The sequence below is a fragment of the Variovorax sp. OV329 genome (genome assembly GCF_900114785.1).
Lineage (GTDB): Bacteria > Pseudomonadota > Gammaproteobacteria > Burkholderiales > Burkholderiaceae_C > Variovorax.
This window is the reverse complement of sequence record NZ_FOUG01000033.1, coordinates 1-12,094: the sequence shown is the minus strand read 5'-3', so window position 1 is coordinate 12,094 and position 12,094 is coordinate 1. Positions and strand designations below refer to the sequence as shown.

Below are 12,094 nucleotides of genomic sequence, written 5' to 3'. Positions count from 1 at the left end.
CCGCGCGAAGCGGCCCCTGGCCTTCAGGTCCCAGGGCCAGCTCGATCCCCACCTCATGTCAAAAAGAAACTCCCCCACAAATCGATCAATATGTTATCGTTAACACATAGGCGTTAGGACGTGGCCTATGTGCCGCATATCAACCGGAGTAGCTCGATGATTCACTGCGTATTGCACGACCCCCAAGACAGCGTGGCTGTTGTCGTCACGGAAGGAACCAAAGCGGGGCAGACCCTGACCGCGTTGATCCTCGACGAGGACCGCACGATCCAGATTCCCTGCAAATCGGACATTCCCTTGGGCCACAAGGTGGCCATGATCGATCTCGCCGTGGGTGACACGGTGATCAAGTACGGAGTGGACATCGGCAAGGTGGTCGCCCCGATCCAGGCGGGTGAGCACGCGCATGTTCACAACATCAAGACCAAGCGCTGGTAGGCCGCGCAACAACAAGCCGAGGAACATTCATGTCTGTCATCTCCAAAGTATCGACCTTCTGGGGCTACCGCCGAAAGAACGGCCGCGTGGGCGTGCGCAACCACGTCCTGATCCTGCCGCTCGACGACCTGTCCAACACGGCGGCCGAAGCGGTAGCGCACAACGTCAAGGGCACGATGGCGATTCCGCATCCCTACGGTCGCTTGCAGTTCGGGGCGGACCTCGATCTGCACTTCGCAACGCTGATTGGAGCGGGTTGCAATCCCAATGTGGCGGCGGTGGTCGTGATCGGGATTGAGGACGGCTGGACCCAGCGTGTGGTGGAAGGGATTGCGGTCACTGGTAAGCCGGTAATGGGCTTTGGCATCGAGGGCCATGGTGACCATGAGACCATCCTGAGAGCCTCGCGCGCCGCACGTGAATACGTGCAGTACGCGACCGAGTTACACCGAGAGGAGTGCCCGATCTCGGAGCTTTGGGTGTCCACCAAGTGCGGTGAATCGGACACCACCTCTGGGTGCGGCGCCAATCCGACGGTTGGCAATGCATTTGACAAGCTTCACGCGCTGGGCACGACCTTGGTCTTCGGGGAAACCTCCGAGCTCACCGGCGGCGAACACATCGTGGCCGAGCGTTGTGCGAATCCCCTGGTGCGCGAAGACTTCATGCGGCTGTTCAATCGCTACCAGGACATGATCCATCGCAACAAGACGACGGACCTGTCCGAATCGCAGCCCACCAAAGGCAATATCGCCGGCGGGCTGACCACAATCGAAGAGAAGGCGCTGGGCAACATCCAGAAGATAGGCCGCAAATGCACCGTGGACGGTGTGCTCGACAAGGCCGAAGTCCCCACGCACCCCGGCCTGTGGTTCATGGATTCTTCGTCGGCGGCGGCCGAGATGGTCACACTGTGCGCGGCGTCCGGCTTCGTCGTGCACTTCTTCCCCACGGGGCAGGGCAACGTCATTGGCAATCCGATCGTGCCGGTGATCAAGATATGCGCGAACCCGCGCACGGTGCGGACCATGAAGGAGCATGTGGACGTCGATTGTTCCGGATTGCTGCAGCGCGAGCGCACGATGGACGAAACCGGCGACCAGTTGCTGGAGATGATGATGCGAACAGTCAACGGTCGCTACACGGCGGCCGAAGCCCTGGGACATCGCGAATTCGTGCTGACCCGTCTCTTTGAGAGTGCTTGAGATGCTGGCGCCAGCGCCCAAGCCCCGGCAGTCCGCACCGCCCAGCTGCACGCGAGCGATGCGATCGCCGCTGTCAGTGCGGGCGGCCCGACTCTGGCATCGATTTCTCCTGACCCTTGTCCAAGGCCTGTCATGAAGCAGATCGTGATCTCCGAGTTCATGGACGCAACGGCTGTGCAGTCGCTGCGTTCGCAGTTCGATGTCCTGTATGACCCGACGCTGGTCGATGATCCGGCCGCGCTTCGCGCGGCCGCTGCCTCGGCCGACGCGCTAATCGTGCGCAACCGGACACAGGTGCGAGGCGACCTTCTAGCCGCGTTTGGCCATGTGTCCGTCGTCGGACGTCTGGGGGTGGGCCTGGACAACATTGACGTGGACGCGTGCATCGCGCGTGGCGTGCGGGTGATTCCCGCGACTGGTGCCAACGCCCAGGCCGTGGCCGAGTACGTGGTGGCGGCCGCTATGGTGCTGCTGCGTGGGGTTTTTCATGCCGCGGATGCGGTGGCCTCGGGTCAGTGGCCCCGGGCATCGCTGTCGGAGGGACGGGAGGTGGGCGGCAAGACGCTCGGCCTGATCGGGTTCGGAGGCATCGGGCAGCTGACCGCGCGTCTCGCGCGGGGGATGGGCATGCAGGTCCTGGCACACGACCCGCTCATGCCACCGGGGCATCCTGTGTGGGCGCAGGCCGCAGCGACGCCGGTGGCGCTCGAGGCTCTGCTCGCGCAGGCAGAAGTCGTGAGTCTGCATGTACCTCTGATCGCCCAGACCCGGTATCTGCTGGACGCGTCGCGCATCGCCCAGATGAAACAGGGCGCGGTCGTCATCAACACGTCACGGGGAGGCGTTCTGGACGAGGCAGCGCTGACCGCTGCATTGCGCAGCGGCGCGTTGGCTGGTGCCGCGATCGACGTCTTCGAGGCAGAGCCCTTGCCTGCGGGAAGCATCTGGACCGGGTGCCCGAACGTGATCTTGACGCCGCATGTGGCGGGTGTGACGGCTGAAGCCAACCTGCGGGTGTCCACGTTGATTGCGGCCGAAGTGGCGCGGCATCTGAAGGGGCGGTCATGAGCGTGTTGGGGCTCCATGAAGTTCAGGCGGTGGTCGAGCAGGCCCTGCGAGGCGCGGGCGCTTCGCCCCTGCAGGCATCGAGCACCGCACGCGCGTTAACGGCTGCCGAGGCGCAGGGCTTGTCCTCGCATGGTCTGTCGCGTGTCGCCATGTATGCAGGCCATCTGGCTGCGGGCCGTGTCGACGGGAGTGCCCAACCGCGCATCCTTCCGTCGCGCGCGGACGCTGCTGTGTTAGTGGATGCGGCGGACGGTTTCGCATTTCCCGCCTGCGAGTTGGCGGTGCGCGAGGCCGCGGCACGCGCAAAGCAGTGGGGCATCGCCGTAGGCGCAGTCACCAACAGCCACCACTTCGGCGCTGCGGCGTATCACCTAGAGCCTATCGCGCAGGCCGGTCTCGTCGGTCTAGCCTTCGGCAATTCGCCAGCCGCGATGCCCGCGGCGGGGGGAAGGCGGCCGTTGTTCGGAACCAACCCCATCGCCGCGGTCTTCCCCCGCGCTGCAGGCCGGCCGATCGTCGTGGACTTGTCGCTGTCCGAAGTTGCGCGCGGCAAGCTGCTCGTGGCGGCTAGGAAGGGAGAATCGATTCCACTGGGATGGGCACTCGATGCGGACGGGGTGCCCACGACCGACCCTGCCAAGGGACTGCAAGGCGCGATGCTGCCTGCTGGTGGAACTAAAGGCGCGATGCTAGCCCTGGTGGTAGAGTTGCTGGTGTCCACACTCACCGGTGCCCATTTCGGCGCCGAGGCCGACTCCTTCTTTGAGCAGGAAGGCAATCGCCCGCGACTGGGTCAGGTCTTCCTGGCCATCGATCCGGCAGCGCTGGCCGGCCGCGAGACCTACCTGGCGCGCGTTGAGGAACTGGTGCGCGTCATGTTGCTCGATGCGCAGGTGCGTGTCCCAGGCGAGCGGCGCGACCAGTTGGCACAGCGTGCTGAGCGAGCGGGCATTGCGCTCGCTCAGGACGTGCTCGAGCCCATCCGAGCGCTAGCGCAGCGCGGCCAGGTGGGTGGCTGAGATGGGGCCGGACCCTGTCTCTGCACGTGCGATGGTCTGGCAAATCGCGTTGCCCGGGCTTGGCGGCGCTGCGTCGCAGAGGTGACAGCTGTGTTCAGGTTTCTTTCGCGCGAACCGATTCATGATCCCTTGGCCAAGCCGCCAGCGCAGGTGGAAGAAGTCAAGACGACCACGTGCTACATGTGTGCGTGTCGCTGCGGCATCCGTGTCCATCTTCGTGATGGTGAGGTGCGCTACATCGACGGCAACCCCGCTCACCCTCTGAACCAAGGTGTGATCTGTGCCAAGGGTGCGTCGGGCATCATGAAGCAGCGCTCGCCCGCGCGGGTCATGCAACCGCTGCTTCGAAAGCCTGGCAGCGAACGCGGGGCGGGAGACTTCGAGCCCATCAGCTGGGAGCGGGCGCTGGGCATGCTCACCGAACGCTTGCGCCGGATTCGGGCCAGTGATCCCAAGAAATTTGCCCTCTTCACTGGGCGCGACCAGATGCAGGCGCTCACGGGTCTGTTCGCGCGCCAGTTCGGCACGCCCAACTACGCGGCCCATGGGGGCTTTTGCTCCGTGAACATGGCGGCCGGGATGATCTACACGGTGGGCGGCAGCTTCTGGGAGTTCGGCGGTCCTGATCTGGAGCGGGCGAAGTTGTTCGTGATGATCGGCACCGCCGAAGACCATCACAGCAACCCGATGAAGATGGCCCTGGGCAAGTTCAAGCGAAGGGGCGGACGGTTCATTTCGATCAACCCCGTGCGCACCGGATACTCGGCGATCGCGGACGAATGGATTCCGATCCGCCCGGGCACCGACGGGGCGCTGTTGATGGCCTTGTTGCATGAGCTCATCGCCGCTGACCTGATAGATCATGCGTTCCTGAAGCGATTCACCAATGCGCCCCAACTAGTGGTGCTGGACGAAGGTGAGCGAGAAGGCCTGTTTGCCTTTGACCCAGATCCTGCATGCGGACCACCGGGTGATGGTCGCCACCCGCACAACAAGCTGATTTGGGACAAGGCCGATGGTGTCGTCAAGGCGGCCTATCCTGCGGGAGTGGCGTCAGGGTGTGATCCGGCACTCGAGGGCTACTTCACCCTAGCCGATGGCACTCGGGTGGCGCCTGCATTTCAGTTGCTGCGGGATCGCGTGGCGTCGTGCACGCCCGAGTGGGCGCAGGGCATCACGGGCATTGAAGCCAAGCGCATCCGCGGCCTTGCTCAGGAGCTGGGCGACAACGCACTGAAGCAGGCGTTCGAGCTACCGATACCTTGGACCGATGCGTGGGGGACGGTGCATGAGACCACGCAGGCCAGGCCGGTGGCCTTCCATGCCATGCGCGGGCTGGCGGCCCATTCCAATGGCTTTCAGACGGTGCGTGCCCTGGCCGTCCTGATGAGCTTGCTGGGCACGATCGATGCGCCCGGCGGCTTCAGGCACAAGGCGCCGTATCCGCGGCATATCGTGCCGAACTACCGAGCCTTCAACTCGCCGGACATGATCCAGCCAGACATGCCACTGAACGCGGCGCCGCTGGGGTTTCCAGCAAATCCGGAGGAGCTAGCTATTCATGCGGACGGCTCGCCTATTCGAATCGACCACGCCTTCTCCTGGAAATATCCGCTTTCCGCCCACGGGCTGATGCACAACGTGATCGCCAATGCCGTCAAAGGGGACCCCTACCGGATCGACACGCTCTTGCTGTTCATGGCGAACATGGCCTGGAACTCGAGCATGAGCCCCATGTCGGCACGAGAGATGCTCAATCGGCGCGACGACAAGGGTGAGTACCTCATTCCGTTTCTGGTCGTCTGCGATGCCTTCCAGAGCGAGACCGTGGCCTTTGCCGATCTGGTCCTTCCCGACACGACGTACCTCGAGCGCCATGACGTGATGAGCATGCTGGACCGTCCGATTAGCGAATTCGACGGTCCGGTGGATTCGGTGCGCATTCCGGTCGTGCCGCCAGCCGGTGAGTGTCGACCATTCCAGGAGGTGCTGATCGAACTGGCCTCGCGCTTGAGGCTCCCCGCTTTCACTGCAGCCGACGGGACCCCGAAGTTCGCTGGCTATCAGGATTTCATCGTCAACTACCAGTCCCAGCCGGGTATTGGCTTCCTGATGGGCTGGCGGGGACGCGACGGCACGGAGCATCTGAAGGGGGCGCCCAATCCGAACCAGTGGGAAGCGTACGCACAAAACAACTGCGTGTTCCAGTATCACCTGCCCGAGTCGATGCAGTACATGCGCAACTGGAACCGCGACTACCTTGATTTCGCCAAGGACAAGGGTTGGCGACAGAAGAGTGATCCGGTGCAACTGGCCCTGTATTCGGACACACTGCAGAGCTTTAGGCTGGCTGCGCAAGGAAAAACCTCGGGCCGCCAACCGCCAGACGAACTGCGAGAGCGCATTGGGACCTACTTCGATCCGCTGCCGTTCTGGTATCCACCGTTGGAGGACGAGGTGACGGACCAGCAGATCTATCCGCTGAACGCGATCACTCAGCGGCCCATGGCGATGTACCACTCATGGGATTCGCAGAATGCATGGTTGCGCCAGATTCACAGCCACAACTATCTGCACGTAAATCCAGCGACCGCTGCGGCCGCTGGGGTTGCGGATGGTGGTTGGTGTTGGGTGGAGAGCCAGTGGGGAAGCGTGCGGTGCATGCTGCGATACAGCGAAGCGGTGGAGCCTGGTACCGTGTGGACCTGGAATGCCATCGGCAAGGCAGACGGGGCATGGCAACTCACCGCTGGCAGCGACGAAGTGCGCAAGGGATTCCTCCTAAATCATCTGATTGCGCAGGAGCTTCCTGCTGCGGCCGCTGGTGGCCCTTCTGCCATCGGAAACTCGGATCCCATCACTGGCCAGGCGGCCTGGTACGACGTTCGGGTCCGTATTCGAGCAGCAGACCTTGTGGAACCCGAAGAGACATTCCCGCTGACACGGGGCCGAGCCAGTCTGGCCGGTGGAGATGTCAAGGTGCCGAGGGTGTTGGCCTACTTCGCGGGGCGCGCCAAGTGATCCAGTGGCTCAAGAATCTGATCACGACTTCGGCCCCCAGTCTTGACGGAATGAGTGAGTACGTGTCGACAACGGCCGTGCGCAATGGCGAGGTGGCGGCATGTGCGCAAGGCGAGGAGACTCTGGCCAAACAACTCGCCTTGGTGATTGATCTGAACGTTTGCGTGGGCTGCCATGCGTGCGTGACGTCATGCAAGCAATGGAACACCTCGGGCAGCGCGGGGCCCCTGCTCGATGACGAGCCGTACGGCGTGAGCCCGACGGGGACGTTCTTCAACCGAGTCCAAACCTATGAGGCTGGCGAGTACCCAGTCTCCGAGACCATTCATTTTCCTAAGAGCTGTCTGCACTGCGAGGAGCCGCCTTGCGTGCCCGTGTGTCCGACCGGCGCCAGCTACAAGCGCAAGGAAGACGGAATCGTGCTCGTTGACTACGACAAGTGCATTGGGTGCAAGTACTGCGCGTGGGCCTGCCCGTACGGGGCACGCGAGTTCGACGAGAAACGGCGGGTCATGACCAAGTGCACCTTGTGTGTGGACCGGATCTATGACGAGGCCCTTCCGAAGGAAGATCGCAAACCCGCCTGCGTGAAGGCCTGTCCGACCGGTGCGCGCATGTTCGGCGACGTCAGGGATGCGAACTCCGCCATTGCTGTTGCCATTCGGGAGCGCGGAGGGTACGCCCTCATGCCCGAATGGCAAACCCGGCCTTCGAACCAGTATCTGCCCCGCCGCGTGACCCAGCCCTTCGATGGTGGGCCCCAGGTCCAGGAAGACGGGGGGTCCCACGCATGAACCCTGCCTGGTCGGTCATCTTGTTCACGACCTTGTCTGGCACAGCGCAGGGCTTGGTCGTGGCGCTGGCCCTGCTGGAGCTGGGGCCCATCACCGTGGGGAGGGATTTTGTCGGCAACGCCTTGCTCATTGCGCAAGTGATGCTCTTTGTCGGTCTGGCGGCGTCCTTTGGTCACCTCGGGCATCCGCAGCGGGCTTGGCGAGCCGTGATGATGTGGCGCACGTCGTGGTTGTCGCGGGAGGTCATTGCGCTGCCCATGTTCATGTCTGTCACGGGTCTGTGGGGATGGGCATTGGGACGCGGTGTCAGCTCGAGCGTACTGCCGCTGGCGGCACTCGGGTTGGCCATCGTGCTTTGGTACTGCACGGCAAAAATCTATGCATCTTTGTACTTCATCCTGGAATGGGCACACCCGCTAACCTCGGTCACTTTCATCCTGACAGGATTGTCCTCGGGGCACCTCCTGACAAGCGCGGTTGCCGCTTGGCAGGGCGAGTGGGATGTGCTCACGGTCGCTGCGCCAATGGCGCTGGCGGCCACCGGGACTGGCGGGCTCGCACGCGTGGCGGCGCTGCGCCGCAATGCCAGCTTGAAGCCAATGTCCACCCTCCAGTCCGCAACGGGCGTGCAGAACGCGCGATTGGTCCAGCGATCGATGGGATTTTCGGCCGGCTCGTTTAACACGCGCGAGTTCTTCCACCAACGCAGTCGCCCTTTCCTGCGGCGCATGAAGTTTGCCGGCTTGGCGCTGGGGTTCGCTGTTCCTGCGTTGCTCCTGGTGATCGCAATGGTGTCAGCGCAGCCAGCAGTCTTTGCTGTTGCCTGGATCGTTCAGGTGCCCGGACTTCTGGCGGACCGGTGGTTCTTCTTTGCGCAAGTTAATCATCCGCAGAACCTTTACTACCAGGTAGTCTCCTGAGGCCCGTGACCTGACCACTGGGTGCCCAACATGTCGGAGCTCATCTAGCCAACCGGAATTCCTCTAAAGTTCTCGCATATGGGTATGAACTGTTGGAGGCAACTGGGTGACGCGGCAATCGCGATTCCGCCTCTCATCTCCGCACTCGTGGGCTTGTGGGGTCTACGGTGCGTATGGATCGGTCCGATCAGAAGGTATCGCGGGCGTGATGTGGCAGTGTGGGTGCACGAGCCTGTCTTGGGGTACCCGCCGTTGAGGCGAATGGTCGGGGGGAGCGAGAATCTGTTGATGGTTGGCCAGAACGGACGATCCATCTCAGGCTCGTGCTGGCCAATACGGGAGACGAGGAGATCGGGGAAAGCGAATTTGAGAGGCCTCTGAGCTTAAGACTAGAGGAAGACAGCAGGCTCCTTCGATGGGAGCCAGGACCCTGTCGACCTTGCGGATTGAAGGTCGCAGCTGCAATCAGCAAGGACGCCAGGACCCTCGGCGTTGTGCCATGTCGAGTGAAACCGGGCGACTACGCTTCCCTGGACATTCTTGCGATTCGAGGAGTAGCCGGATTCAGCGAGAACGCGTTCGGGTCAAGCAAATGGATGCACTCATGGCTGCCCCGCATTCTGTTTCTGATGGGCGCCTGGTTGGTCTGTCTTTCTCTGCGGAGCCAACTCGACAGAAGTGCCACCAATCCCGGCGCGCAAACGACGTTCGAAGCCGTTCTCGCCACTCTTGGCTTCCCAATATCTGCGTTCGGCGCACTTTGGTCGTACAGACAGTCGGTGTTGCACGCAGTTCGATACTTTGGGCGCGACGGTGAAGGTCCATAGTGTCTTTGGGTGAATTCATGACTGCGACCGCGGGCATCTAGTACGCATGTAACAGCAGCACCGAATCTAGGCAAAGAAGTGAGGACTAGTCACGCCTCGTCGAGCATCCGGCTGGCCTTGCTTTTGAGCGAATTTTCAGCGCGGAAGTAGCCCACGACGCTGGCCACGCTCTGATGCCCAGTGAGCGCCATGGTCTCGGCCAGCGGCAGGTTCTGCTTTCCGGCCTCGGTCACAAAACCCGCCCGCAGGGAATGCGCAGAGAAGCGCCCTTCGATGCCCGCCAGCGTGCAGCGTGACTTGACGATGTCGCGCACGGCCGCCGCGGCGAGCGGCTCGGCAAGGTGCCCCCCGCGGCGAATGCGCCTAAAGATCGCGCCCTCGCGGACCCCGTGCGCGTGCAGCACGGCGAGCCAGTGCCGCATAGCCGCTGCGGCGCTGCCCACGAGGGGCTTCACATCCTCGGGCCGCAGGTCGCCGCGCTGATTGGTCTTGGAATGGGTGAGGGTGTAGACAAAGGCATCTCCATCCACGCGCTGCAGGTTCTCCAAGGTGGCCGACGCGACTTCGGAGCGCCGGCGCCCGCCCGTGGCCCAGGCAAACAGGAGCAGGGCGCGGTCGCGTTTGCCGGCGAGGGACTCGTCGCAGGTGGCCAGGAGGAGCTGCAGCGGGTCCTTGGTCAGGGCGCGCTGGCGCTTGGGCGCCGCGCCGCGCTGCGCGTACGCGCGCCGTGTGCGCGCGAGCAGCTCCCGCACGAGCGGGTCGGCGCACGGATTGACGCGCTCGCTGGGCCGCTGTGCGGCGCGCCCGCTGCGCCCTGGGTCTTGCGCAGCGGCCGAGATGCCTGCGTCATTGGCGCTGGCTCCGACAGGTCCCATCGGGGCCAACTGGTGGGCCTTGGACAGCACGGCGATGCGATGCACCAGCGTGTTCAGGCTCGGGGCGCCCAGCTTGCCTTTGTAGCCGCCGGCCACCAGCGCGGCATCGACCTCGGGCGGCAGCTGGGTGACCAGAGCGGCTGTGGCGGTGCGCCGGGTGCGCCGCTTTGTTTCTTTGGCGTGGGTGGGCGACGAGTCGCCCAGTTCCGCGGACTGTCCGGCTACCTCGGCGTCGCCCGCGTTTTGGCCGGGTTCTTCGCTGCCTTCATCCGGGCGGCGGGCAGCGTGGTCGACGATGAACTGGATCACCACCGGTACGGGAACTGGCAGCGTGAGCGCCGCGCCGTAGCGTGCGGCGTACCAGGCGCACCAGTAGCGCATGGCCGAGCTGTAAGACAGCCGCGTATTGCTCGCTTCGCCTTGGCGCAGCAGCGCCCGGGCCGCGCGTTGCGCCGTGTCCTGCAGGCTTTTCGGATCCAGCGCAGCCCGGCGCTGCGCGAGCGGCGCGGGCGGATGGGAAACGGGCGGATGGGAAAGGGGTGTCAGTGCCGCAGGCGCCTGACCGGCGCGCGCGGGCGCCGCTTGGGTATCCGCCGCGCCGGCGGCGTCGGAACCAGGTTTGGAAGACGGCGGGTTCATGGTGCAAAAAGTACATATGACATATGATTCGCTACAGTATACACCGATAGATCACGATAACCATCGCTTATCGTAGGTAAAAGAGGGCGGTGGAAGAGTACTCCAGATGTTCGAGGGTGGTTTTGAAGGGTGCGCTGGCGTCTGCAGCCCTGAAAGCTCGCCAAGCAGTTGAAAGGAAACGACATGAGCCAGGTCACGGAATTCAGGGGGCGCGGAATCCAGGAGGCGGACGTCTATGCGGCCGCGGATGCGCTCTTGGCCGAGGGCAAGCGGCCCACCATCGAGCGCGTGCGCCTGCACATTGGGCGCGGCTCGCCCAATACCGTCAGCCCCATGCTGGAGAAATGGTTTGCGACGCTCGGGGACCGGCTGGTGAGCGTTCATGCCGGCGCAGCCAAGGCCGCGGGCAACGATTCAGAGGGCATGCCGGTGGGTGTGCGCAACGCCGCGAAGTTGCTGTGGGAGACGGCGCGCCGGGAGGCCGAGGAAGTTCAGCGGGCCGAAGCGGCGTCGGTGCGCGAGCAGTTGCAGGTGCGCGAGGACGCGCTGGCCGAGGCCCAGGGGGTGCTGGCGCAGCGAGAAGAAGCCTTCAAGCAGGCGCGCATGAGCCTGGATGCGGCGCTCGCGTCGTCGCAGCAGGCGCGCGAAACCCTGGAGCGGCAGCTGAAAGACCACGCCATCGAGGCGCACCGGGTGCGCGCGGGGCTGGAGGACGAGATCAAGCGCCTCACCGCCCTGCTCTCTCAGGCTGCTGCGGTGCAGGAAGACATGCGGCGTGCGCACGCCGAGGCGATCGCGGTCAAGGACCACGACCTGCGTCGCGCGGAGGAACGGCATGCCGCCCAGGAGCGGCGCATGCTCGAAGACGTCGATCGGGCGCGCCAGGCGGCCAAGCACGCCGAGGCAGGGTTTGCTCGGGAACAGCAGCGACGCCTGCAGAGCGAAGAGGCCGCGGCCCAGACGCTGGAGGCGGGGCGCCAGCGGTTGCGCGAGACGCAGCAGGCGGCGCAGCAGATGGAGCGCGAACTGCGCGAGCAAGTGGCTTCTCAGGCGGTGGACCTGGCCAAGGCGAAAAGCGATGGCGAGTCGTTCCTGGAGCGCGGGCAAGACCTGGCCGCGCGACTGCAGGAGGAAAAGGCAGCGCATGAAGCGACGCGTCAATTGCTGACTAAGGCGCTCGACACCCAAACCAAGGTAAGCGTCCGGTGAACTCGCCTTGACGGCGATTCGCGCAGGTCAGCTCTGCTGCCAGCGATGCGGCAGGAGCTCTTCGATACGGCTGGCGGGA

General features: G+C 64.0%; 9 protein-coding genes. 8 read left to right on the top strand and 1 reads right to left on the bottom strand.

The annotated features are described in order from the left end of the window. Positions 1–156: 156 nt before the first annotated feature. The 7 genes from BM345_RS28790 (at position 157) to BM345_RS28760 (ending at position 8,465) form a co-directional block, all read left to right on the top strand. Complete coding sequence (locus BM345_RS28790) at positions 157–438, top strand: UxaA family hydrolase (RefSeq protein WP_093387078.1); 282 nt, start codon at positions 157–159, stop codon at positions 436–438. Between the two features lie 29 nt (positions 439–467). Continuing rightward, positions 468–1,643 carry a UxaA family hydrolase gene (locus BM345_RS28785; RefSeq protein WP_093387075.1) on the top strand — a complete coding sequence of 392 codons (1,176 nt, stop codon included), beginning with the start codon at positions 468–470 and terminating at the stop codon, positions 1,641–1,643. A gap of 132 nt (positions 1,644–1,775) precedes the next feature. Beyond that, complete coding sequence (locus tag BM345_RS28780) at positions 1,776–2,711, top strand: NAD(P)-dependent oxidoreductase (RefSeq protein WP_093387073.1); 936 nt, start codon at positions 1,776–1,778, stop codon at positions 2,709–2,711. Further along, the gene (locus tag BM345_RS28775; protein ID WP_093387070.1) at positions 2,708–3,730 is read left to right on the top strand and encodes an Ldh family oxidoreductase; all 1,023 of its coding nucleotides are present in this window, start codon (positions 2,708–2,710) and stop codon (positions 3,728–3,730) included. Before BM345_RS28780 ends, BM345_RS28775 begins: the two co-directional genes overlap by 4 nt. A 90-nt stretch (positions 3,731–3,820) precedes the next feature. Then, a complete protein-coding gene (locus BM345_RS28770) occupies positions 3,821–6,751 on the top strand; it encodes a molybdopterin-dependent oxidoreductase (protein WP_093387068.1) in 2,931 nt (976 codons plus the stop codon). A gap of 50 nt (positions 6,752–6,801) precedes the next feature. Continuing rightward, positions 6,802–7,545, top strand: a complete 744-nt coding sequence (locus tag BM345_RS28765) for a 4Fe-4S dicluster domain-containing protein (protein ID WP_093387065.1) — start codon at positions 6,802–6,804, stop codon at positions 7,543–7,545. Continuing rightward, the gene (locus BM345_RS28760) at positions 7,542–8,465 is read left to right on the top strand and encodes a dimethyl sulfoxide reductase anchor subunit family protein (protein WP_093387063.1); all 924 of its coding nucleotides are present in this window, start codon (positions 7,542–7,544) and stop codon (positions 8,463–8,465) included. Before BM345_RS28765 ends, BM345_RS28760 begins: the two co-directional genes overlap by 4 nt. A 916-nt stretch (positions 8,466–9,381) precedes the next feature. Here the strand turns inward: BM345_RS28760 and BM345_RS30710 are convergent. Then, the gene (locus tag BM345_RS30710) at positions 9,382–10,806 is read right to left on the bottom strand and encodes a site-specific integrase (RefSeq protein WP_254790048.1); all 1,425 of its coding nucleotides are present in this window, start codon (positions 10,804–10,806) and stop codon (positions 9,382–9,384) included. A gap of 183 nt (positions 10,807–10,989) precedes the next feature. Between BM345_RS30710 and BM345_RS28750 the strand changes: the two genes are divergently transcribed. After that, on the top strand, positions 10,990–12,015 hold the full coding sequence (locus BM345_RS28750; RefSeq protein ID WP_093387060.1) for a DNA-binding protein: 1,026 nt from the start codon (positions 10,990–10,992) through the stop codon (positions 12,013–12,015). Positions 12,016–12,094: the final 79 nt, after the last annotated feature.